Source organism: Algibacter sp. (assembly GCF_039977455.1).
GTDB lineage: Bacteria > Bacteroidota > Bacteroidia > Flavobacteriales > Flavobacteriaceae > Algibacter_B.
The window spans coordinates 1-24081 of record NZ_JBDWDG010000024.1; the positions used below are offsets into that span (position 1 = coordinate 1).

Consider the following 24081-nt stretch of genomic DNA (forward strand, 5'->3'; position numbering starts at 1 on the left):
GAAGTGAGTATGTTGTAAAAATGCTTAAAAACTATGTGTATTTAAACCCAGGTTTAACCATAGTTTTTAATGGTGAAAAATATTATAGTGAAAACGGATTAAAAGATTTATTAGCCGAAAAAATAGCAGACACAGATTTATTATATCCAATTATCCATCTTAGAGGCGATGATATTGAGGTTGCTCTTACCCACAGTAAAACTCAATATAGCGAGGAGTATAATAGTTTTGTAAATGGACAAAATACAACGCAAGGGGGGACACATTTAAATGCCTTTAGGGAAGCCTTAGTAAAAACCATTCGTGAGTTTTACGGGAAAAATTATGATGCTTCAGATATACGAAAATCTGTAGTGAGTGCCATTGCCATTAAGGTTATGGAACCTGTTTTTGAAAGTCAGACAAAAACCAAGTTAGGTTCTACAGATATGGGCGGAGACTTACCAACGGTAAGGACTTATATTAACGATTTTTTAAAAACGAACTTAGATAATTATCTTCATAAAAATCAAGATGCCGCCGATAAAATTCAACGTAAAATCCTTCAAGCGGAACGCGAGCGAAAAGAATTATCAGGTATTAGAAAGTTAGCCAAGGATAGAGCTAAAAAAGCGAGTTTGCACAACAAAAAATTGCGCGATTGTCGTGTGCATTTTGGAGATACTAAAAACCAAAGAAATTTAGAGACTACTTTATTTATTACCGAGGGTGATTCTGCTTCTGGTAGTATTACAAAATCTAGAGATGTAAATACACAAGCGGTATTTAGTTTGAAGGGAAAGCCATTAAACTGTTATGGGTTAACTAAAAAAATTGTTTACGAAAACGAAGAGTTTAATTTATTACAAGCCGCTTTAAATATTGAAGAATCACTTGAAGATTTAAGGTATAATAATGTAGTAATTGCAACTGATGCCGATGTAGACGGCATGCATATTCGTTTGCTTTTAATTACGTTTTTCTTGCAGTTTTTTCCCGAAGTCATCAAGGAAGGACATTTATATATTTTACAAACACCATTATTTAGGGTAAGAAATAAGAAAGAAACCATTTATTGTTATTCAGAAGAAGAACGACGAAATGCCATAGAAAAGCTTAAACCAAAACCAGAAATAACACGATTTAAAGGTTTAGGTGAAATATCACCAGATGAGTTTAAGCATTTTATAGGGGAAGATATAAGATTAGACCCAATTATGTTAGATGATAACATGTCTATAGAAGATTTATTATCATTTTATATGGGTAAAAACACACCAACACGTCAAGAATTTATTATTGATAATTTAAAAGTAGAATTAGATTTAATCGAGGAATGATATGTTTCTATTATCAAATTAAGAATTTTGTGTATTTAAAATTAAATATTTAGTAATTTTGCGGGGAGAAAACTCAATAAAATTATAAACCTCTTAGTTTCAGGGTTTCAGGCTAATTAATTAAGTCTTAAAACTAAGCGCAAAAAATTATTTAAGATGTTATACACAAAAGAAAAAAGTAAAGTAAAAAAACGTTCCTATGAATACTTGTACAAGCATGATATTACAGGAAAAGCTAAAAAACGTAGAAAAATAGGACGTGTTACCTTAAGCGGTAAACCAAAAGAGTAAAAAAAATTAATGACAGACGACCAAAACCAAGAATTAAATAATAACCACGAAGAACCCCAAGAAACCATTACCCGAGTAACGGGAATGTATAAAGATTGGTTTTTAGATTATGCATCTTATGTAATACTAGAACGTGCAGTTCCGGCAATAGAGGACGGTTTTAAACCTGTTCAACGCCGTATCATGCATTCTATGAAAGACTTAGATGATGGTCGTTATAACAAAGTCGCCAATATTGTTGGGCATACTATGCAGTATCATCCTCATGGAGATGCTAGTATTGCTGATGCCATGGTGCAAATTGGTCAGAAGGATTTATTAATAGACACTCAAGGAAACTGGGGAAACATATTAACAGGCGACCGTGCTGCGGCTTCTCGTTATATTGAAGCTCGCATTTCTAAATTTGGGTTAGATGTTGTTTTTAACCCTAAAATAACCGAATGGCAGGCTAGTTACGATGGTCGTCGTAAAGAGCCTGTAAATTTACCGGTTATGTTTCCATTACTTTTAGCCCAAGGAGGCGAAGGTATTGCAGTAGGGCTTTCAACAAAAATATTACCACATAATTTCATCGAACTTATCGATGCCTCAATTAAGCATTTACAAGGAAAACGTTTTACTTTATTACCCGATTTTCCAACCGCTGGTATAGCCGATTTTTCTAATTATAATGATGGATTAAGAGGAGGTAAAGTTCGCGTACGATCAAAAATATCGCAACTGGATAAAAATACTTTGGTGATTACCGAGTTGCCTTTCGGAACCACAACAAGTTCGCTTATAGATTCTATTTTAAAAGCGAATGAAAAAGGTAAAATAAAAGTAAAAAAAATTGAGGATAATACGGCTGCTGAGGTTGAAATTTTAGTTCATCTTCCTTCTGGATTATCACCGGACAAAACTATTGATGCCCTTTATGCTTTTACAAGTTGTGAGTCCTCGATATCGCCTTTGGGTTGCGTTATTGAAGATAATAAACCGTTATTTGTAGGTGTTTCAGAAATGTTACGTCGATCAACAGACAATACGGTTCAGCTTTTAAAACAAGAACTTGAAATTAGGTTAGGTGAGTTTGAAGAGCAATGGCACTTTGCGTCATTAGAACGTATTTTTATTGAGAATAGAATTTATCGTGATATTGAAGAAGAGGAAACGTGGGATGGTGTTATCTCTGCAATTGATAAAGGACTTAAACCGCATATAAAACATTTAAGGCGCGCTATAACGACTGAGGATATTACACGTTTAACTGAAATTCGAATTAAGCGTATTTCTAAATTTGATATTGATAAAGCGCAACAAAAAATTGATGCTTTAGAAGATCAAATTGCCGAGGTAAAACATCATTTAGCGCATTTGATTGATTATGCCATTGCTTATTTTACTAGACTTAAAAAAGAGTATGGCGAAGGTCGAGAACGTAAAACAGAAATAAGAACTTTTGATGATGTTGATGCTACAAAAGTAGTTATTAGAAACACCAAGCTTTATGTGAATAGAGAAGAAGGTTTTATTGGAACATCTTTAAGACGCGATGAATATGTTGGTGACTGTAGCGATATAGATGATATAATTGTTTTTACCAAAGCCGGTAAAATGATGGTAACAAAAGTCGATTCTAAAACATTTATTGGTAAGGATATTATTCATGTAGCCATATTTAAAAAGAAAGATAAGCGCACCATTTATAATATGATTTATAAGGATGGCACTAAAGGGCCATCGTATATAAAAAGATTTGCCGTAACAAGTGTAACACGCGATAGGGAATACGATCTGACCAATGGCAATAAAGGTTCTGTTTGTTTGTATTTTTCAGCAAACCCTAATGGAGAGGCCGAAGTAGTTTCAATTAACCTAAGACAAGCTGGTAGTATTAAAAAATTAAAATGGGATCTAGATTTTTCAGATATTCTTATTAAAGGCCGTGCTTCTAAAGGAAATTTAGTTACTAAATATCCTATTAAACGTATAGAGTTAAAGGAAAAAGGAGTTTCAACCTTAAAGCCAAGAAAAATTTGGTTTGATGATACTGTTCAACGTTTAAATGTTGATGGTAGAGGGGAGCTTATTGGGGAGTTTAGAGGTGAGGATAAATTATTAATTATCAATCAATCTGGAGTAGTTAAAACTGTTACGCCAGAGGTTACTATGCATTTTGATGACGATATGATTGTCATGGAAAAATGGGAACCTAAAAAACCAATATCTGTTGTATATTATAATGGAGAAAAAGCGCTTTATTATGTTAAGCGTTTTTTAATAGAACAAGAAGGGAAAGAAGAATCCTTTATATCGGAGCATCCAAATTCGCAACTAGAAATAGTATCTACCGATTGGAAACCTATGGCAGAAATTGTATTTGCTAAAGAGCGCGGAAAGGAACGTAAAGATAATTTAGAGGTTAATTTAGAAGAGTTTATTGATATTAAGGGACTAACTGCTCAAGGAAACCAATTAACAAAGGATAAGGTTAATCAAATTAATCTTTTGGAGCCTTTACCCTATGAGGCAGCTAAAGATATTCCTGCTGATGACTTAGAAGTTGTAGATGAGCAGGACGTGTCCAAATCAACTTCAAAGGAGCCAAAGCAAGACCCTTCTATTAGTAAAGCAAATTCCAGTGATGATACAACTGAGGAAGGTGATAAAGATGGTGAAGGGCAAATTACTTTGTTCTAATTTTATAAATCGCGTCTATGCCTTACACTATTAGGTGCGTTTAAGTTGTTTCTGTATTTTCTTTATAGCCGATTCAATTGATTTTTCAGGTTCAATAATGTTATAAGAACCCCAAAATTCAGGGTCTGAAAAACCTGAGGTTTTATCACTTAAAATGGTGTTAGGGCGAATTAATGTAGTTCTTGTTTTTGCAAGTTTGGTGGTGTTTAATTGCCAATCTGTAACTGCCATCTCGCTACTTAATGTATAGGTACTATTAAACAGTTTGCCTTTCCAATTTACTTTAAAGGTTAAGGCAATGTTACTATAGGCATAGTGCCATTTGCCATTTGTTGTTCTATAGTTTACTCGATATGCGGCCTCGGTAGGGTAAACATCAACCTTTTTAGGTTTTTTTCTAACAAACATTTTACTTGACAATTCTCTGTTTGAAATATTTAGTCTATATACCGCATTTGTTAACGCCAGGGTTTCTGCATCAATATATAGTTTGCCATAGTATAGCGGAGTTTTTATATTTCCTTTTTGTTTAAAATTAATAACTAAAATTTCTCTGTTGTTTATAAGCGTTGAATTACCAAAACTAAAGTTATATAAGGGGATATCATTCGACGTAAATATGAATTCTGGGTATTTTATAATATCTGTGTATAAATTACTGAAAGGACCGCCTTGTAACTTTAAGGCCAAGGTGTCTAATTTAGAGTAGTCCGTGTTTTTTCTAGCTTTTATTAACTCAATATGATCATTCTTAAAATTATTGTAAGGTTGTTTATGTATTTTTACAACAGCTTCAGATAATGATGCGTTTTTCCTGCGTTTTTTTATTGTTTCTCTGTAAAATGCAGTCATAATCGTGTTTTTATTATTATAAATACTGCTTTTCTTTTTAAGTGTTTTAATAACTATTTGTCTTGCATCCTTAGTGGTAGCTGTAATTTTTATGGTGTTTAAAGTTGTAAGTGCAGGAGTTAATTTTATTTTTTTATTAGACTTAATGCCACTAATTTTTAAAGCTGTTTTTTCGTAACCTAAATGAGAAATAGATAGCGTACTATCTAAAAGTGTAATTGGTATTTTTAAAAGAAATTCACCGTCAGTATTAGTAACCGTACTAATGTTTGAGTTGGTTATAATAATGTCGGTGAACATTAAAGGTGTATTGGTATTGGCATCAACAATTTTCCCCTTTAATTCCTCATATATATCAGAATTTTGAGCAGTAATTTGTGTGCTGTTAAATAATAATAGAACAGTTATATAGGCAATCGTATAATAAGTGATTTTTTTCATGACTATATTTTGTGTTTAATTCTCTTCTTAAAATACAAAATATTTGTGTAACTAACTAAAAATCAATCAAATTGTTTTATTTGTAGGTGTTGATTACAGGATTGTCAGTTAAGGTTTTCATAAAAGCAATAATAGATTTTACTTCTTTTTCAGATAAATTTAAATTATCAAATGGTAAGGTTTGGTGAGAAAGATTAAATCCTAAACCGCCTCCGCCGCCATTGTTGTAAAAATCCATAACCTCTTCTAAAGTATTATAAACGCCATTATGCATGTATGGTGCGGTAAGTTCTATGTTTCTTATGGTTGGTGTTTTAAACATACCTAAATGAATATCTTCCTTAAACCTCCAATAAAACCCTAAATCGTCATCAAGTTTTTTGTTTTTATTAGTTTCTGGAACACCAATAACCTCTCGTTCTGTTTCAGTGAAAAAAGGAGGTACTGTGCCGTTTGTTAAAGGTATAAAGTGACAGGTGGCACACAAAGCTTTACCTGTAAAAAGATTATAGCCTAGTTTTTCTGCTTCTGTATAGGTGTTTTTATCTCCTCTAATGTTTTGGTCGAATTTGGAGTTTGAACCGTTTAAGGTTGAAATATATGATGAAATAGCCTTTATAACTGTAATATTATTTTCAGGAATTGAGCCGTAAGCATCTTTAAATAATTTAACATAAGTAGAGTCCTTAAGAATAGCATCTGAAAACTCATGAACATTAGTGTTAAACTCTTTGTTGTTGGTAAAAACCATTGAAATTTGGTCTAGTAAACTATTAGCTCTTCCGTCCCAAAAGAAACTTTTTTGAAATGCCGAATTTTGTAAAGTAGGTGTGTTGCGTTGCAAGGGTTTACCCTGGTTGTCTAGATTTAATGGCATACCATCAGCATAACCTTTACTAGGTATGTGGCAAGTTATACAGGCCATGTTGCCATTTGCAGAAAGTTTAGGGTCAAGAAAAAGCTTTTGCCCCAAAGCAATTTGTTTTTCGGTTGGGCTTCTGTTGGTTGTTGGGGTAAAATAATTAAGGTTAAACGTGTCGTCTTCAAAAAAAGTAAGCGCATCAAAATTAAAAGGCGTTGTAGTTATAGGTTCCCAAATGTTACTAGTTTTACGTATTTGAACCCAATTTCTGGTTATAGGGTTCATAAAGTCTCTTGTAAAAGTAAACCTATCAAAAGTGTTAAAGTCAGAATTAGTTTCAATGTAAGCTACTGCTTTCGCTATGTTGTTTTGAAATTCAGAATCTAAAGCGGTGTCTTTTACTTTTATAATTGGTTGTATGGTGTATTTGTAAACCGTATTTAATGATTCTAGTGAAATTTTACTTTCGTTAATCCCTAAATGGCTTACTGGGGTATCAAAACCGGAAATACCTAAGCTTACTATTCTGAATAATTGCTGGTGTGTGGCAATAAAAAAGCGATGAGCATTTAATTCGCGTTTGGCAATTCCTTTTTTAAGAATATGTAGCATTCCTGTAGTTACATATAATTCTTGATTAAATTCATCGGTAGTTGTTTCTTTATCATAAACACTTTCTTCTATTTTTTGAAAACCAACAGGGTTAAGTGTTTTTCCATTATCTTCTTTATAAACAGATAGGGCAGGTCCATTTGCTCTATGTCCTACTTCGGGGTTAAGGTAAGATGCGTAAGGTTCTGCTTTTTTAAAAAAAGCTCGAGCTAATGTAAAATAGTGCTTCGATTTTTCTCCGTTTATGCCTTCTGCTTTTAAGCTATCAAGATATGCGATTGATGTGTTAATTTGCTCTAAATAGTAATCTTGAGCCGACAACCAATTAGGAAGCGGAATAGTTTCTTCTTTTGATTTGTTACACGAATAAAGAATGGTTACTAGTGTTAAAATACTTAAAAGTTTAATGGTTGAGGTCATGTTTAAAAAAATATAAATACAAAGAATCTCCATCAATAAATGGAGATTCTTTTTTTTATTAATAAAATATAATGTTATCTCGGTAAGCCTTGTAATAGAACAATTTGACCACCTTGGTTGTGTGGTAATGCAGAAGTAGCAAATTCGTCACTTTCCCAATAGTGAGGTTGTAAGTTTAATAAAAACGTATCAGGAATTCCTACTTTATCTGAGATATCTACTAAAGCACCAAATTCACCTGAAAAACCTGTGCTTCCTGTAGGGTCAAGATTGTTTTCAACTACTAGTTCTAAAACAACTTTAGTATTATTACCATCTAAATCTGATTGATAAATATAAGCTGCGTGATTTCTGTCAAATGAATTTGGGTCTTCTTGAAAATAAACGAAGTTTTCTGTAACACAAATGTTATCAGGACTTTGAAGCGTATTTAGGTTTCCGTCCATATTGTTAGTGTCTGTATTACCACTTACAATTTGAGTTAATTTACCTTCTAAGGGGTTATTTGCGTCTAATTTTAATTTATAAACAGTTCCCCAATCGTTGTAAGTGCCTCTACCAGGACCTCTTCCTGTAACGGCAAAAAATACATTTAAAGCATTAACATCATTTCCTTTTTGGTAATCTACATCCTCAACACGCATAAATTGAGAGGCATAAACAGCGGTACAGGCATCTTCCATTTCATTTTTTGTCATAGAAGCACCATTAACGATTTCAACAAATTCAATGTCATAAGTCTTTTGGAAATCTAGACTACCTTCGTTGTAAACGGTATTTGCATCAACTGCAATCGTTCCACTAGCACCATCAGAAATTTGTTTAAACCGTAAAACGTATATTTTTCCGTTTTCTAAATCTGCATCATCATTTTCAGATAAATACATAGTAACTTGTCCTTCAGAACCACTAGAATCATCGTCTCCACCAATAATAACTGTTTTTCCAGGAAAAGTGTTTTTTGGTAATGGTACGGCGTTTTCCCATGAAAATTCACCTAATGCATCTAATCCAAAATCAGCTGTAGGTGTAGGAATTTCAACCCAAGGGTCAATAGCTTTAACATCGTATGAAATACTTTCAGAAGCCGATAAAAAGATGTCTTTATCTCCACCATGAATTTCTTTTTCCCACATGGTACCAGAACACTGTCTTGCAAAATCTGCAACACCCGCATTTAATAACCAGTCTCCTTTTATTGGATTTAAGTTTTCATCAAAACGGATACGAGAAACACTATAATCATCTTCAGCATTAACTACATATATATACTCATTTCCATCTTTAAGAAATCCAGCACCATCTTGTGCGCCTATTAGTCTAAAACCGTTAGAAAGTACATCGGTAGAACTAATTAAAGAAAATGCATTTACTGAGCTAAATTCTGAGTCTATAGAAACTAAAGGTGCCAATGTAGATTTGTTTTCGAACATGGTTTCAATTGGCGTAAAATCTTCACCATCTGCTCCATCTTCACCATTTAGACCGTCTTCACCATCTATACCATCAATACCGTTTTTACCGTCCTCTGGTTCGCAACTTAAAAGTGTTGTACTTGTTGAAAAAACTACTAAAAAGGCTAATAGTAGTCTTAAAAAATTCTTCATAATTTTGATTGTTTTATTTGGTTATTTTATACTGTCAAAATTATTGTTACAAGGTGGTAATGTTGTTAAGTTAGTCTTGTGGTTCTATTAATTTAGGGTTACACGAAAGTTAACTAGGTTAAAATAGTATTAAGTGGAGTTGATAATTTGTTGGAGTATGTTACCTTAATATTACCTTGTTGTAAATATGTAGAAACTCTTAACTTATTTTTTAGATTTCTAAAAATAGAATAGCCGTATATTTACATGATTTTAATGTAAAGCATGACACAAGATTATATAGCATTTAATAAAACAGGATACTTTTCGTCATTAATATGCGATTATTTAGATGAAAAAGCAGAGTTAGAATCTTTTTATAATCGGTTTCCAAAGCTCGAAAATTTTAAAGCTCAAATTCAACAAAAAGAGGCGTCTTTTCCAATAGAAAACAGGAAAACGCTAGTTTCAGTTTTAAAAAATCAATATAAAAGTTTAGAGACTTCAGATGTAACAAGCACCCATATAGAGCTTTTAAATTCTACTAATACGTTTACTATAACAACTGGGCATCAACTTAATTTATTTACCGGGCCGTTATATTTTTTGTACAAGATTGTTTCAGCTATAAATCTTGCCAAAACACTTAAAGCGGAATATCCAGATCAGGATTTTGTTCCTATTTATTGGATGGCCACAGAAGATCATGATTTTGATGAAATTAATTACTTTAATTTTAAAGGGAAGAAATTTCAATGGAATAAGGAGGCTAGTGGAGCTGTTGGAGAACTTTCAACCGAAGGTTTAGATGCCATATTTAATATATTCTCCAAAGATTTAGGGCAAACCACAAATGCCCAACATATAAAAACCTTATTTGAAAATGCCTATTTAAATCATAGTAATCTTGCTGATGCTACACGATTTTTAGCAAATGAATTATTTAAAGAATTCGGGTTAGTGATTGTTGATGCCAATGATGCTGCATTAAAAAAGCTATTTACGCCATTTGTTGAAACCGAGTTATTTAACCATACCTCTTTTAATAAAGTTACAGAAACAAACAACAGGTTGTCTGCATTATCAGACTCCTATAAAATTCAGGTAAACCCAAGAGAAATAAATTTATTTTATTTAGAGAAGGGAATTCGAGAGCGTATTGTTTTTGAGGATGATGTTTATAAGGTACTAAACACGACTATTATGTTTAGTAAGAGTGCAATAGAGAAAGAACTTTTCGAGCATCCAGAAAAATTTTCGCCTAATGTTATTATGCGCCCTTTGTATCAAGAAGTTATTTTGCCAAACTTGTGTTATATAGGTGGAGGTGGAGAATTAGCGTATTGGATGCAGTTAAAAGATTATTTTGACGCTGTTAACGTGCCATTTCCTGTATTCTTATTAAGAAATTCTGTGTTGATAAGGACTGAAAAGCAATTGGAGAAACTTGAGAAGTTAAATATTACAACCGAAAATTTATTTTTAAAACGAGCCTCTTTAATTAATAAAAAAGTAAGAGATATTTCGAATATAGATATTGATTTTTCATCGCAAAAAGCACATTTAGAAAAGCAGTTTAAAGGGTTGTATGAATTGGCCGAGCAAACTGATAAATCTTTTTATGGCGCTGTAAAAGCACAGGAGTTGAAACAGTTAAAAGGTCTTGATAATCTTGAAAAACGACTACTGAAGGCACAAAAAAGAAAACTATCTGATGAGGTAGAAAGGATGACAGCAATAAAAAATGATTTATTTCCCAACGGAAGTTTGCAAGAACGAAATGCCAATTTTTCAGAATTTTATTTGGAATTTGGTGCGCAATTAATTCCTAATCTAATTAAAAACTTAGAGCCTTTAAAAGGCGAGTTTTTAATATTAAACTTGTAAAAGCATGCACAAAATAGATATTGAATTAGTAGAAATGACTATGGATGTCATGAAGTACACCATTGATAGAATTTCATCTACTAACCCTAAAATAGGGAAACCCAAAAAGGCTGAAGAGTTAAAAGCATTGGTGGGAGAAACTATTACTAAAGAAGGTATTGGAGGGGAAGTTGCATTTAAAAAGTGGAGAAAGCATTTAATGAAAGCGAATGTCCCAGTAGATCATCCACGAAATCTAGCATTTGTCCCAGCGGCTCCAACACGCGCAGCGATTATGTTCGATTTGGTAACTTCGGCATCAAGTATTCATGGTGCGTATTGGATGGAAGGTGCTGGTGGTATTTTTTGCGAAAATGAAGCCATGAAATGGATTGTGTCCTTAACAGGTTTGCCAGAAGGTGCTTTTGGGGTGTTTACCAGTGGAGGAACAGCAGCCAATTTATCGGCCATCGTAACTGCTCGGGAACATTGGAGGAAGAACGATGCTTTTAAAGGCGAAAAAGGATTAATAATTACTTCAATTGGAGCACATTCTTCTATAAAAGCTATGGCAAAGGTAGCCGATGTAGATATTCTTTTAGTCGATACAGAAGATGTTATGTATGGCTCAGATTTACAAAAAACGATTGATGGTTTAACTGAGCATCAACGGACACGATTATTTGCTGTAGTAGGAACCGGAGGTACAACCAATGCAGGTATTATTGATGATTTACAGGGTATAGCAGAAATATGTAAGAACGAAAATATTTGGTTTCATGTTGATGCGGCTTATGGCGGTGGAGCTTTGGCTGCCGATTCGGTGAGGCATTTATTTAATGGTATAGAGCGTGCCGATAGCATAACCATAGATCCGCATAAATGGATGTTTTCACCTTACGATTGCGGCGCCATTATTTATAAAGATCCAGAATTAGCCAAAAATGCTCATTCACAACAAGGCTCCTATTTAGATATTTTTAAAGATGAAGGCGCTCATGGGTTTAATCCAACCGACTACCAAATACAATTAACACGTCGTGTTAGAGGATTGCCTTTATGGTTTTCGTTAGCAACACACGGAACAGAGAGATATAAAGAAGCTATAGAACGCGGTATTGAATTAGCACAAATTGCAGGCAGGTTAATTGAAGAAAACCCAAATGTAGAATTGGTAAGAGCACCTAGTTTGTCTTGTGTGTTATATAGAAGGATAGGATGGAAGCCAGAAGATTATACGCATTGGACCTATGAAAATCACAAATCTGGATTTGCATTAGTAACGCCTACTAAGTGGAAAAATGGCGATACTTTTGAAACCGTTTCGCGTTTTTGTTTTATAAATCCAGATACTACTGAAAAGGATATTAAAGCTATTTTAGATTCTATGGTTTAATTAAAATGTTATAAAAATAAACTGTTGAAAAGTAGCCGTAAAAAAACTTGAATAGATATTTATAATTATAAAATCATTACTATTTTTGCGCATGCAACATGATAAGGTATTAATTTTAGACTTCGGATCGCAATACACACAACTTATTGCTCGTCGAGTTAGAGAACTCAACATTTACTCCGAAATACATCCATTTAACAAAATTCCAACAAACATAGAGGATTACAAAGCTGTAATACTTTCTGGTAGCCCAAACTCTGTACGAGGCGAAGATGCGTTGCATCCAGACCTTTCGGAAATTAGAGGAAAAAAACCAATGCTGGCTGTATGTTACGGCGCTCAGTACCTGGCTCATTTTTCGGGAGGTGAAGTAGCACCATCTAATACTAGAGAGTATGGTCGTGCAAATTTATCGTTTGTCCAAAAGGGAGAACCATTTTTTTCTAATATATCTGAAGGTTCTCAAGTTTGGATGAGCCATAGTGATACCATTAAAGCCTTACCTAAAGGAGGTGTATTATTGGCTAGTACTACAGATGTTGAAAATGCAGCTTACAAAATTCAAGGTGAAACAACATTTGCTATTCAATTTCATCCTGAAGTTTATCACTCTACAGATGGGAAACAGCTACTTGAAAACTTTTTAGTAACTATTGCTGGTATTAATCAAGATTGGACGCCTGATTCTTTTGTTGAAGAAACTGTAGAGGCTATTCAAGATAAAGTAGGAGGTGATAAAGTGGTTTTAGGACTTTCAGGAGGTGTGGATTCTACAGTGGCGGCAGTACTATTAAATAAAGCAATAGGTAAAAACTTATATTGCATTTTTGTAAACAATGGTCTGCTTCGTAAAAATGAGTTTGAAAGTGTATTAAAACAATACGAAGGCATGGGGCTTAATGTAAAAGGTGTTGATGCTTCTAAACGATTTTTAGATGCTTTAGCAGGAATTGAAGACCCAGAGAAAAAACGTAAAGCTATTGGTAATGCGTTTATAGAAGTGTTTGATGATGAAGCTCATAAGTTAGAAGATGTTAAATGGTTGGCACAAGGTACTATTTACCCTGATGTTATTGAAAGTGTTTCGGCAACTGGAGGACCATCGGCTACAATAAAAAGTCACCATAATGTAGGTGGTTTACCGGATTTTATGAAACTTAAAATTGTAGAACCTTTACGGGCCATTTTTAAAGATGAAGTGAGACGTGTTGGTGCTACTTTAGGTATTGATCCTGAGTTATTGGGGCGTCATCCGTTTCCTGGTCCTGGTTTAGGAATTCGTATTTTAGGTGATATTACTGCTGAAAAAGTACGTATGCTTCAAGAAGTTGATGCTATTTTTATTAATGGCCTTAAAGAATGGGGCTTATACGATAAGGTTTGGCAAGCAGGAGCTATGTTATTACCTGTTAACAGTGTTGGTGTAATGGGCGATGAGCGTACTTACGAAAAATGTGTAGCCTTAAGAGCTGTTGAAAGTACTGACGGTATGACTGCCGATTGGGTAAACTTGCCCTACGAGTTTTTACAAAAAACATCTAACGATATAATAAATAAGGTTAAAGGCGTTAATAGAGTAGTTTACGATATTAGTAGTAAGCCACCTGCAACTATTGAATGGGAATAATTTAGTGAGCAGTATTCAGGTTGAAGTAGGCGGTTGTTGATGATTACAAACTGAAAACTGAATACTGCGTACTATTTTGCGTTAGGGATTACAGTGGATAGCCCACAGCGCACCCATTTTTATGGGAAGCGAGGACTTGTAGCGGAAAGCCCGACCCTTTTTGGGTAACGCCCAATTAATTTTTGGCATGTTATGTGCTGTTGTTAAGAAAAAAAGTTTTGTTTCAATCCTTTTCTTTGGGTTGATCCGTATATAATTTTAGATAGTCGAGATTTTTATATTTATTAGCAGATTACAACAACATGAATAGATTTTTTTTAGCACTTATTTGGGTTTTAGCGTTTAGTTTTACTGCGGTTGAAGCACAAAATTTTAGTACCCATCAAGTTAAAAATGGAGAAACGGTTGAAGGGATTGCAAAGCATTACTACGTATCGCCTTCCGATATTTATAAGTTGAACCCTGATGCTAAAAAGGAATTAAAGCCCAATACGATTTTAATAATACCCGTATCTAAGGCTAATAAGCCAAAAGTGACTGTTAATAAGCAGTTAACAGGTTTTATAGAGCATAAAACTAAGCGAAAAGAAACGCTTTACAGTTTGGCTAAAAAGTATAAGGTATCTGAGGATGATTTAAAAAAGTATAATAAATTCTTGTATGCAAACCCGCTTAAAAAAGGCGATAAACTTCAAATTCCTAAATTTAAAATTACAGAAACCGTTGAGGAGGTTGCTGCTACTAAAGCTTACACAGTACTGCCAAAAGAAGGTAAATGGCGTATTGCTTATAAGTTTGGTATTACTGTTGATGAGTTGGAAACCTTAAATCCAAATATGCCGGCTGTTTTAAATGAAGGAGCGATTGTTAATGTGCCAAATCTTGAAACTAAGGAGCAAATGCAATTTGATGAGCAATATAGCTATTATAAGGTGCTACCTAAAGAAGGGTTTTATCGTTTAAAATTAAAATTAGAATTGGAGCAAGCTGAAATTGAAGCTTTAAACCCAGGATTAAAAGAAACGGGATTAAAATCTGGTATGATTTTAAAAATACCATATACCACAAATGTTGGCGTAGCAAATGGTAATGACGCTCTGGGTATAGCGCAAGAAGGAAAGGCAAGTAATTTGTCTACAAATATCTCAGATTATGGTACAAAGCATATTGCTATAATGCTGCCTTTTAGAATGCACCGTGTTGATTTTGATTCGGTAAGCGATATGAAAAACAGTTTAAAAAGAGACCCTTATTTAGATGTGTCTTTAGATTTTCATTCGGGTGTGTTAATGGCTTTAGATTCTTTGAAAACCTTGGGTGTGTCTTTAAAAGTAGATGTTTATGATACACGATATGAGGTTAGTGAAGTGTCTAGAATTATAAGAGAAAATAATTTTGAAAATGTCGATGCTGTTATTGGGCCATTAACACCAACAAGTTTTAATAAGGTTGCCTTAGAATTAAAACCGTATAACGTTCCTGTAATTTCTCCAATTGGTACAAACTTAAAATTACATGACAATGTGTTTCAATCAAGACCCTCTAATGATTTATTGAAAGATAAGGTGGTTAATTTTGTGAAATCTGACACTATTGCAAGTAATATTATCATTATAGCAGATACTAAAAATATTACTATTGCTAATAGTTTAAAACGTGAGTTTAATGCTGCAAAAGTGATTTACTCTAGAAAAAATGAAGATGGTAAAGATGAGTTTTTTGTAACTAAAGAAGATATTGAGTCGGCTCTCAAACCAGGTAAAAACATGGTGTTTTTAGAAACTCAAAACGAAGGGTATGCGTCGAATGTAACAAGTGTATTAGCTTCTTTAAATAATAGAATAAACCCCGATAAATTAGACGAGGAAGCGACAAAAATTATATTGCTTACTACTAATATTAATTCTGCCTTTGAAGGCGACCAAATTAATAACTCGCATTTATCTAGTTTACAGTTTCATTTTGCTTCAGCATCAAAGGAGTATAGTGAAAATGATCATAATACGTTTGTTAAAGCGTATGAGGAACTTTATAATATTACGCCAAATAAAAGGGCTGTTAAAGGATTTGATTTAACTATGGATGTTGTATTGCGTTTAGTATCGTCTAACGATTTATATGCATCGGTAATTAATGCGCCATTAACGGAGTATGTTGAAAATAAGTTTGCTTATAAAAAGAAGCTTTTTGGAGGTTATTATAACGATTCTGTTTATCTAGTTAAGTACGACAATTTAACTGTTGTTGAGGTTAAATAATAATACTTAAAACTAGTCGTTCTATTCTTGTGAGTAAAGTTTTTCTAATTTTTTTATGTGTTTTTAGTATTCAAGATACCGAGTCATTTTTGGTTTGGAGTGCTGCCGATAAGCTAACTTGGAAAGATTTTAAGGGAATGCCTAAAATGGATGAGGTTGCAGTTGCTAATACAGCCTCTGGAATAACATTTGGGTATTCGGTTACTAAAACAGAGAAAGAACAAGTGGTAAGTTTTACTACAGAGGTATTTGCTCATTTTTACCCCGAAAAATCATGGTATAAAAAAGAACGAGCTACCACACATATTTTAGGACATGAACAAACTCATTTTAATATTACTGAGTTATTTGCACGAAAGTTTAGGTATAGGATTAGTCAGTTAAAAGTATCCAACTCTATTAAACAAGAACTCAATACGCTTTATAACGAGGTTAATTCGGAATTAGCTGTGATGCAAAAAAAGTACGATAGCGAAACAGATTTTTCAAGAAATAGGGAAGCACAGGCCTCATGGGATGTTTTTATGGATTCTGAACTTAGAAAGCATTCGAAATACGAATTAAATTAACACTAATAAAATTTAAATTAACAAACTAGAACTATGCTGCCTGATAAACAATTTTTAATAGACTTGGCGCATACAAAAATGCCGTTTGGTAAATATAAAGATCGTTACATAATAGACTTGCCAGAATATTATGTGGTTTGGTACCAAAGCAAAGGATTTCCTAAAGGGAAATTGGGCACTATGTTGGAGCAGGTTTATGAATTGAAATTAAATGGTTTGGAAGAACTTATTTGGAATATTAGGAAGCAATATCCCAAACGGTAATTTATTTAGGGTCACTATAAACTTCTCCTCGGTGTGGCTTTAAGGCATCTCTAATTGGTCGCATTTGGTCTTCATTAACTACTAAAAAAGCTATAGTGTGAAGTTGGCTTAAAGTTTCAATGCCCGTAATGGAAATATTTAAGTTTTCTAATTGTATATATTCTTTTAAATGAATTTCGTGATGTTCTGCTATTTTACAAGCATCTGGCCCGCGAAAGTCCCAAATTAATTTTAGTTTACGCATGTGTTTTGGTAGCTGTTTTTGGGTGCAAATATAAAGCTAATAGAAACAAATATAATCTGTTGTTTTAAAGTTTATTAGTTATAATAATTACTTTTTTTAATCGTTAGTAAAACAACTTGTTTAATACGTTTATATTATTATTTTTGTAAGCGTTCAAAAAAAAATATTACGCTATAAATTAGGAGTCTAAACTATGGAGTTGTAATGTTATAGATAATTACAGCCGAATTCTACCCAATCGATGAATACTATAAAATTTAATCTGATGACATTAAGATATTTATTTAATCTGTTTTCATTTTTAACCGTATTAAATGTAACCGGACAAACAGCAGAAGACGATGTGCTTTTTTCGGTAGATGGTGATCCTGTTTATGCCTCAGAATTTATAAGGGTTTACAATAAAAATTTAGATTTGGTTCAAGATGAATCCCAAAAAGATGTAGATGCTTATTTAACGCTTTTTACAAACTATAAGTTAAAGCTTAAGGAAGCCAAAAGCTTGGATTTAGATAAGAAACCGACTTATTTAAGAGAATTGTCGAGCTATAAAAAACAACTGGCAAAAAACTATATAACAGATTCTAAAGTTACTGAAGCTTTGGTTGAAGAAGCTTACGATAGAACGTTAAACGAAGTTAACGCTAATCATATTTTAGTTAAGCTTAATGAAAATGCTTCTCCTCAGGATTCTCTTATCGCTTTTAATAAAATAACAAAACTAAGAGAAAGAGCTTTAAAGGAAGGTTTTGAGAAAGTTAGGGCAGAAGTACATAACGGACAAACGATTTATGGTGAGAAGCTTGGTTATTTTGGTGGTTTTAAAATGGTTTATAAATTTGAAAACGTTGCATTTAATACACAAGTAGGTGATGTTTCCCAGCCGTTTAGAACCCGGTTTGGATATCATATTATTAATGTTTTGGATAAACGAGAGTCTAAAGGTGAGCGTACCGTTGCTCATATTATGATTGTCGAAAATAAAAATGACTCTTTAGCAGAAAATCCAGAAGTTAGAATTCAAGATATTTATAAAAAACTAAATCAGGGTGAGGCTTTTGATGCTTTAGCGAAGCAGTTTTCCGATGATAAAAATTCAGCACCAAAAGGAGGTATGCTTAAAGCTTTTTCTAGTGGGCAGTTAAGAGCAAAGGAATTTGAAAATGTGGCTTTCGGATTAAAAAATATAGGCGATATCTCTAAACCTTTTAAAACAGATTTTGGTTGGCATATTGTAAAATTACATAAGATTTCGCCTGTACCAAGCCTAGAAACAATTAAGCCAGAGTTGGTAGATAAAGTAAAACGCGATAGCAGATCTAAACTTATTGATAAAGCACTAACCGATAAGCTTAGGGCTAAGTATTCCATTAGCGATACAACACCAAATTTAGACTATTTTGTTTCTATTTTGAATGATGATTATTTTAAAAGAACTTGGAAACTTCCAACAGATTTTTCCGGTAATCAGGCCCTTGTTACCATTGGTGATAAAAAAATAACATATAATGACTTTGGAGTCTATTTAAGTAATACACAACGTAACACTTCCGGTAAAGAAGCTTTAAAGAGCTTAGTTTTAAAAAAATATGAAGCCTTTTTAAATGATAGTTTAATCAGTTATCAAGAAGCGCATTTGGAAGAAGATAATGAGGATTATGCGCATATAGTTGCAGAATATAGAGATGGTTTATTGTTGTTCGATTTAATGGAAACAACCATATGGAATGCCTCTAAAACCGATTCCACAGGTATTCAAAAGTACTATGACAGTCACAACGCTAATTATATGTTCCCAGAGCGTATGGATGCTGTGGTGGCGACATCTCCAAAACAAAAAACATTAAAAAAAGTGTCTAAATTACTAAGTGAAAATATGCCAATAGATCGTATTAAAACACTAGTAAATAGTAATGATAATGTCGATGTTATTTTTACTTCAGATGTCATGGATGCTAACCATCAAACACTTCCAGAAAATTTCAAATTTAAAAAAGGTGTTTCGAAAATATATAAGCATAACGATGCTTTTGTAGTCGTTAAGGTTAAAGAAATATATCCAAAAGCACAAAAAACGTTCGATGAGGCTAAAGGTGCTGTAATAAGTGATTATCAAAATTATAAAGAAGAAACTTGGCTTAAAGCTTTAAAAGCTAAATATAAAATAGATATTAATCAAGACGTTTTGCAAGCTGTAAAAACTAAACTTAAAAAATAAAGGTGCGTAATAAAATATATATACTGTTATTATTTGTGGCGGTTTGTTCATGCGGTTTTTTAAAAACATCGGATGAAGGAAGTCCTATTGCACGCGTCAATGAAAACTACCTCTATCAAGAAGATATCGAAGATTTAGTTTCCGAAGATGCCTCGAAAGAGGATAGCACCTTATTAGTACAAAATTTTATTAAGCGTTGGGCAACCCAACAATTACTAGTTGATGGAGCAAAATTAAACCTTGGGGAAGATAAACAAGCCGCCTTTGACAGGTTGGTGCAACAGTATAAAAATGATTTATATAGTAAAGCCTATATTCAAGCATTGGTAGAGCGTAGTGTCGATAGAAAAGTTTCGTTTGAGGAGGCAGAGATATATTATAACAATAATAAAGAGGTTTTTAAATTAAATGAAGAGCTTATTAAATTCCGTTATATTCATGTAAATGAAAATATCATAGATTTTGAAAATATTAAAAAGAAACTGAAACGCTATAATGCCGAAGATAAAAAAGCTTTAGATTCTATTTCAATTCAGTTTAAATCCTATTCCCTTAACGACTCCATTTGGATTAAATTAAGTCAAGTTATTAAGAAAATTCCAGCTGTAAATTCTGAAAATAGAAATCAACTGTTAAAAAAATCTAATTTTGTACAACTCAAAGATTCATTAGGAGTATATTTGATGCAAATAAATGATGTTTTGGTTAGAAATGATACGGCTCCATTAGAATATGTTAAGCCAACCATCGACCAAATAGTTATTAACAAGCGTAAGCTTGAGTTTATAAGAGAATTAGAAAAAGATATCACTAAAGATGCGATTAAAAACAAACAATTTGAAATATACAATTAACCTTAAGTACGTGTTTTCTTTATGCGTAGCCTTAGTAACAGTGAATACTGTAAATGCGCAAGAGATTATTGAAGATGAAGTTAAAGAGGTAACTAAAAAAGTAGATTCTGTTGATACGTCAAATGCTAGAAAGGTAGATGGTGTAGCAGCTGTAGTTGGTGATTTTATAGTTTTAGAATCTGATATTCAAAAAGAGAAAGATCAAATAATAGCAAGTGGAGGATCAATTGACGGAGTAGAAGATTGCGAATTATTTGGCTTAATGCTAGAAAGAAAACTTTATGCTCATCATGCTATTCAAGATAGTATTCCTGTTTCTGATGCCGAAGTAAGAAAAAATGTAGATTATCAAATCCAGCAGTTTTTACAACAAACAAATGGCTCTATGGAGCGTCTTTTAGAATTTTATAAAAAAGACGACGAGAAAACTTTTAGAGACGAAATGTTTGAAATTAATAAATCAAACTTACTAGCTCAAAGAATGCAAGCGCGTATTGTTGAAGAAATTGAAATTACTCCTGAGGAAGTAAGAGATTTTTTTAATAAAATTCCAATAGACCAAAGACCAACTTTTGGTACCGAGCTAAAAGTAGCACAAATTGTAGCAGAGCCTAAGATTTCGGAAGAAGAACGCGAACGTGTTATTAATCGCTTAAAACAATTTAAAGCGGATATTATAGAACGCGGAGCAAGTTTCCGCTCTAAAGCGGTATTGTATTCTCAAGATCCGGGTTCGGCAAGTAAAGGAGGTAAGTATACGCTTAACAAAAAGCAGCCAAGAATGGTAAAGGAATTTAGACAAGTGGCATTTGCGCTGCAAGAAGGAGAAGTGTCAGAGCCTTTTAAAACAGATTTTGGTTACCATATCATTACATTAGAAAAAATTAGAGGACAGGAATATGATGTCGCGCATATTTTATTAACACCTAAAGTTTCTAGTGAGGCTGTTGCAGAAGCCAAGGAGCGTTTAGAAAAAGTTAGAGAACGTATTGTTGCAGGCGATATTACTTTTGCTGATGCTGCCAGAGAAATGAGTGACGAAAAAGAAACAAGAGGTGATGGGGGGCAATTAATTAACCCAACTACTCAAGATTATAATTTTGAATTAACAAGAATGGATCCAGAGTTATATGCTCAAATTCAAAATTTAAAAGACAATGAATTAAGTTTAGTTTTAAGAGAAGAAGATAGAACAGGAGGACAGAAGTTTAAACTTTTAATGGTTACTGATAGAATAGATGAGCATAAAGCAGATTATGCTCGTGATTATTTAAAAATTAAAGATTTAGCTTTAGAAGAAAAGAAAATTAGAGCTATTGAAAAGTGGCAGGATGAAAAAATACTTGATACTTATATTAAAATAAGTAAGGAGCATAGATCTTGTGAGTTTTCTGGTAATTGGTTAAAAAAATAAAAAGGTATGTCTGATGTTGCTGCAATTGAAGGATTTGTAAATAAGTTTAAAGCTTTAAAAACTGAAATTTCCAAAGTTATTATTGGACAGGACGAAGTTGTAACTCAAATACTTATTTCAATTTTTTCTGGCGGACATTCCCTATTAATAGGTGTTCCTGGTTTAGCAAAAACATTAATGGTTAATACCATTGCACAAGCTTTAGGATTAGATTTTAAACGTATTCAGTTTACACCAGATTTAATGCCTAGCGATATTTTAGGTAGTGAAATATTGGATGAAGACCGCCATTTTAAATTTATAAAAGGGCCCATTTTTGCAAATATTATTTTAGCCGACGAAATTAATAGAACACCACCTAAAACCCAAGCGGCCCTATTAGAGGCTATGCAAGAACGCTCGGTTACGGTGGCCGGTCATCGTTATAATTTGGACTTACCATATTTTGTTCTGGCAACTCAAAACCCAATAGAGCAGGAAGGAACTTACCCACTACCAGAAGCGCAGTTGGACCGTTTTATGTTTGCTATTAATTTGGAATATCCAACATATCAAGAAGAAGTACAAGTTGTAAAAGCAACAACTTCCGATGTTAAAGTAAAAGTAAATGCCTTATTTACGGCTCAGGAGATAGTTGAATTTCAAGGTTTAATTCGTCGTATACCAGTGGCTGATAATGTTATTGAATATGCCGTTTCTATGGTTGGGAAAACAAGGCCAAACAGTGATGCAGCGCCAGAACTTATAAAAAATTATGTCGATTGGGGTGCTGGTCCAAGAGCCTCGCAAAATTTAGTGTTAGCAGCAAAAACTCATGCCGCTATTCATGGTAAGTTTTCACCAGATATCGAAAATATACAAGCCGTTTCACAAAGTATTTTACGTCATAGAATTATAAAAAATTATAAGGCCGAAGCCGAAGGCATTTCAGAAGAGCAAATTATTAAAAGTTTATTTTAATAGCTTTACATTGAATAAACTTCGATGTATATAAATCTTAAAAATAGAATCTTCGGACTAGATGTTCTTAGAGCATTAGCCATTTTATTGGTGTTGTTCTCACATTCTACACTTTTACTTTTTCCTAATCAAGAGCATATTTTAATAACTGTAATTCAGTTTTTTGGTACTGTTGGTGTCGATTTGTTTTTTGTGTTAAGTGGTTTTCTAATAGGAACCATACTTTTAAAGCAATTACAAAAGGGTGAAACAAAGTTTAAAGATTTCGGGTATTTCTGGGTGCGACGCTGGTTTAGAACCTTACCAAATTATTTTTTAATTCTAGTTTTAAACATGGCACTTTTGTGGGGTTTAAAAGGAGAGATTTTAAATGGAGTAGCAGCCTATTTTGGGTTTCTACAAAATTTCAAAAGCCCACATCCCGATTTTTTTACCGAAGCATGGAGTTTATCAATTGAAGAATATGCCTATATAGTTGGGCCTTTAATTTTGTTTTGTTTATTAAGCTTCTTTAGAAAAACAAGCAATAATACCCTGTTTTTAGTAACTGTTTTTTCTGTAATAATCGCGGTAACCTGTTTCAGATTTAATTTTCATTTTAATAATAGTATACATTCTATGCATGAATGGAGTCAGCATATTCGCAAAGTCGTTATTTATAGAATCGATAGTATATATTATGGATTTTTAGCGGCTTTTGTAATTTATAAATTCAACAATTTTATAGGGAAATATAAGAATTTGTTTTTTGGATTAGGTCTTGTGCTTTTTTTAGGAGTTCATGTTTTAATTTTTAGTTTTGGTGTGCAGCCAGAAAATGCAACCTTCTTTTTTAATATATTTTATTTGCCGCTTTTATCCATAAGTTTATTATTGCTTTTTCCTTTTTTTATAACATGGAATCCAAAGTGGTTTTTCAACACACAAATCACTTCTATAAGTGTATTATCCTATGGATTGTACTTGGTTAACTATTCAATAGTGTTGCTTACAATTCAGTATTTTGTAAATATTGACATATATTCAAATGTTATGAAATTAGTAATATTACTGGCTTATTGGTTAATTTCATTTTTATTGGCATATGTATTATATAAGTTTTTTGAAAATCCAATCACTAATTTAAGAGATTCAAGATATATTAAACGATTTTTTTGCGATTAGCTTGAAAAATTATCAGTTTAAATGGTGAAATGATAAAAAATAGGCAATCAAATAAATAAATAATACTACTATAATAAATAACTATAATTACTTGTTGTATTCCATAGTTTCTTTTTAAAACTTTGCTTTAAATTCTTTAAGTTTGCAAGGACTAAAAAAACAACACTAAAATAATATTT

At 32.9% G+C, this 24081-nt stretch carries 18 protein-coding genes; 14 read left to right on the top strand and 4 right to left on the bottom strand.

All coding sequences use genetic code 11. The features are described from left to right. The 3 genes from ABJM36_RS12215 to ABJM36_RS12225 all read left to right on the top strand — a co-directional run. Nucleotides 1–1319 (top strand): toprim domain-containing protein (locus tag ABJM36_RS12215; RefSeq protein WP_348451763.1); only part of this gene is annotated, 1319 nt, incomplete at its 5' end. A 156-nt stretch (nt 1320–1475) separates the two neighbouring features. Next, entirely contained in the window at nt 1476–1610 is a 135-nt protein-coding gene (locus ABJM36_RS12220) for a hypothetical protein (protein ID WP_348451765.1), read from the top strand. 9 nt (nt 1611–1619) lie between these two features. Then, nucleotides 1620–4295 (top strand): DNA gyrase/topoisomerase IV subunit A, encoded by a 2676-nt coding sequence (locus ABJM36_RS12225; protein WP_348451766.1) that lies wholly within the window; start codon nt 1620–1622, stop codon nt 4293–4295. Between the two features lie 30 nt (nt 4296–4325). Here ABJM36_RS12225 and ABJM36_RS12230 read toward each other — a convergent pair whose 3' ends face one another. The 3 genes from ABJM36_RS12230 to ABJM36_RS12240 form a co-directional block, all read right to left on the bottom strand. Continuing rightward, entirely contained in the window at nt 4326–5588 is a 1263-nt protein-coding gene (locus ABJM36_RS12230; protein WP_348451767.1) for a carboxypeptidase-like regulatory domain-containing protein, read from the bottom strand. A gap of 76 nt (nt 5589–5664) precedes the next feature. After that, nucleotides 5665–7482 carry a cytochrome c peroxidase gene (locus ABJM36_RS12235; RefSeq protein ID WP_348451769.1) on the bottom strand — a complete coding sequence of 606 codons (1818 nt, stop codon included), beginning with the start codon at nt 7480–7482 and terminating at the stop codon, nt 5665–5667. A 74-nt stretch (nt 7483–7556) separates the two neighbouring features. Next, entirely contained in the window at nt 7557–9089 is a 1533-nt protein-coding gene (locus ABJM36_RS12240; RefSeq protein WP_348451770.1) for a hypothetical protein, read from the bottom strand. A gap of 264 nt (nt 9090–9353) precedes the next feature. Between ABJM36_RS12240 and bshC the strand changes: the two genes are divergently transcribed. The 6 genes from bshC (at nt 9354) to ABJM36_RS12270 (ending at nt 17048) form a co-directional block, all read left to right on the top strand. Continuing rightward, nucleotides 9354–10955, top strand: a complete 1602-nt coding sequence (gene bshC, locus ABJM36_RS12245; protein WP_348451771.1) for a bacillithiol biosynthesis cysteine-adding enzyme BshC — start codon at nt 9354–9356, stop codon at nt 10953–10955. Nucleotides 10956–10959: 4 nt separating this feature from the next. Beyond that, nucleotides 10960–12330 (top strand): aminotransferase class V-fold PLP-dependent enzyme, encoded by a 1371-nt coding sequence (locus ABJM36_RS12250; protein WP_348451773.1) that lies wholly within the window; start codon nt 10960–10962, stop codon nt 12328–12330. A 91-nt stretch (nt 12331–12421) separates the two neighbouring features. Then, nucleotides 12422–13957 (top strand): glutamine-hydrolyzing GMP synthase, encoded by a 1536-nt coding sequence (guaA, locus tag ABJM36_RS12255; protein ID WP_348451774.1) that lies wholly within the window; start codon nt 12422–12424, stop codon nt 13955–13957. A gap of 302 nt (nt 13958–14259) precedes the next feature. Then, on the top strand, nt 14260–16215 hold the full coding sequence (locus tag ABJM36_RS12260; protein ID WP_348451775.1) for a LysM peptidoglycan-binding domain-containing protein: 1956 nt from the start codon (nt 14260–14262) through the stop codon (nt 16213–16215). Nucleotides 16216–16244: 29 nt separating this feature from the next. Continuing rightward, a complete protein-coding gene (locus ABJM36_RS12265) occupies nt 16245–16784 on the top strand; it encodes a DUF922 domain-containing protein (protein ID WP_348451776.1) in 540 nt (179 codons plus the stop codon). Nucleotides 16785–16817: 33 nt separating this feature from the next. Then, nucleotides 16818–17048 (top strand): DUF3820 family protein, encoded by a 231-nt coding sequence (locus tag ABJM36_RS12270; RefSeq protein ID WP_348451777.1) that lies wholly within the window; start codon nt 16818–16820, stop codon nt 17046–17048. Nucleotide 17049: 1 nt separating this feature from the next. Here the strand turns inward: ABJM36_RS12270 and ABJM36_RS12275 are convergent, their stop codons facing one another. Further along, on the bottom strand, nt 17050–17292 hold the full coding sequence (locus ABJM36_RS12275) for a hypothetical protein (protein ID WP_348451779.1): 243 nt from the start codon (nt 17290–17292) through the stop codon (nt 17050–17052). Between the two features lie 265 nt (nt 17293–17557). Between ABJM36_RS12275 and ABJM36_RS12280 the strand changes: the two genes are divergently transcribed. Genes ABJM36_RS12280 through ABJM36_RS12300 form a run of 5 tightly spaced genes read left to right on the top strand, consistent with a single transcriptional unit; the run spans nt 17558 to nt 23902 of the window. Then, nucleotides 17558–19510, top strand: coding sequence for a peptidylprolyl isomerase (locus ABJM36_RS12280; protein ID WP_348451780.1), 1953 nt, complete (start codon nt 17558–17560; stop codon nt 19508–19510). A 2-nt stretch (nt 19511–19512) separates the two neighbouring features. Continuing rightward, the gene (locus tag ABJM36_RS12285; RefSeq protein ID WP_348451782.1) at nt 19513–20364 is read left to right on the top strand and encodes a peptidyl-prolyl cis-trans isomerase; all 852 of its coding nucleotides are present in this window, start codon (nt 19513–19515) and stop codon (nt 20362–20364) included. Further along, a complete protein-coding gene (locus ABJM36_RS12290; protein WP_348451783.1) occupies nt 20327–21778 on the top strand; it encodes a peptidylprolyl isomerase in 1452 nt (483 codons plus the stop codon). Before ABJM36_RS12285 ends, ABJM36_RS12290 begins: the two co-directional genes overlap by 38 nt. 6 nt (nt 21779–21784) lie before the next feature. Then, on the top strand, nt 21785–22738 hold the full coding sequence (locus tag ABJM36_RS12295; RefSeq protein ID WP_348451784.1) for an AAA family ATPase: 954 nt from the start codon (nt 21785–21787) through the stop codon (nt 22736–22738). 24 nt (nt 22739–22762) lie between these two features. Beyond that, on the top strand, nt 22763–23902 hold the full coding sequence (locus tag ABJM36_RS12300; protein WP_348451785.1) for an acyltransferase: 1140 nt from the start codon (nt 22763–22765) through the stop codon (nt 23900–23902). The last annotated feature ends 179 nt before the right edge of the window (nt 23903–24081 follow it).

What these genes read in the sequence shown, in the direction of transcription:
- ABJM36_RS12235 (WP_348451769.1), bottom strand. Translation starts at nt 7,482, where the DNA reads ATGACCTCAACCATTAAACTTTTAAGTATTTTAACACTAGTAACCATT.
- ABJM36_RS12260 (WP_348451775.1), top strand. Translation starts at nt 14,260, where the DNA reads ATGAATAGATTTTTTTTAGCACTTATTTGGGTTTTAGCGTTTAGTTTT.
- ABJM36_RS12275 (WP_348451779.1), bottom strand. Translation starts at nt 17,292, where the DNA reads ATGCGTAAACTAAAATTAATTTGGGACTTTCGCGGGCCAGATGCTTGT.
- ABJM36_RS12270 (WP_348451777.1), top strand. Translation starts at nt 16,818, where the DNA reads ATGCTGCCTGATAAACAATTTTTAATAGACTTGGCGCATACAAAAATG.
- ABJM36_RS12240 (WP_348451770.1), bottom strand. Translation starts at nt 9,089, where the DNA reads ATGAAGAATTTTTTAAGACTACTATTAGCCTTTTTAGTAGTTTTTTCA.
- guaA (WP_348451774.1), top strand. Translation starts at nt 12,422, where the DNA reads ATGCAACATGATAAGGTATTAATTTTAGACTTCGGATCGCAATACACA.
- ABJM36_RS12220 (WP_348451765.1), top strand. Translation starts at nt 1,476, where the DNA reads ATGTTATACACAAAAGAAAAAAGTAAAGTAAAAAAACGTTCCTATGAA.
- bshC (WP_348451771.1), top strand. Translation starts at nt 9,354, where the DNA reads ATGACACAAGATTATATAGCATTTAATAAAACAGGATACTTTTCGTCA.
- ABJM36_RS12300 (WP_348451785.1), top strand. Translation starts at nt 22,763, where the DNA reads ATGTATATAAATCTTAAAAATAGAATCTTCGGACTAGATGTTCTTAGA.
- ABJM36_RS12295 (WP_348451784.1), top strand. Translation starts at nt 21,785, where the DNA reads ATGTCTGATGTTGCTGCAATTGAAGGATTTGTAAATAAGTTTAAAGCT.
- ABJM36_RS12250 (WP_348451773.1), top strand. Translation starts at nt 10,960, where the DNA reads ATGCACAAAATAGATATTGAATTAGTAGAAATGACTATGGATGTCATG.
- ABJM36_RS12280 (WP_348451780.1), top strand. Translation starts at nt 17,558, where the DNA reads ATGACATTAAGATATTTATTTAATCTGTTTTCATTTTTAACCGTATTA.
- ABJM36_RS12230 (WP_348451767.1), bottom strand. Translation starts at nt 5,588, where the DNA reads ATGAAAAAAATCACTTATTATACGATTGCCTATATAACTGTTCTATTA.
- ABJM36_RS12290 (WP_348451783.1), top strand. Translation starts at nt 20,327, where the DNA reads ATGCGATTAAAAACAAACAATTTGAAATATACAATTAACCTTAAGTAC.
- ABJM36_RS12225 (WP_348451766.1), top strand. Translation starts at nt 1,620, where the DNA reads ATGACAGACGACCAAAACCAAGAATTAAATAATAACCACGAAGAACCC.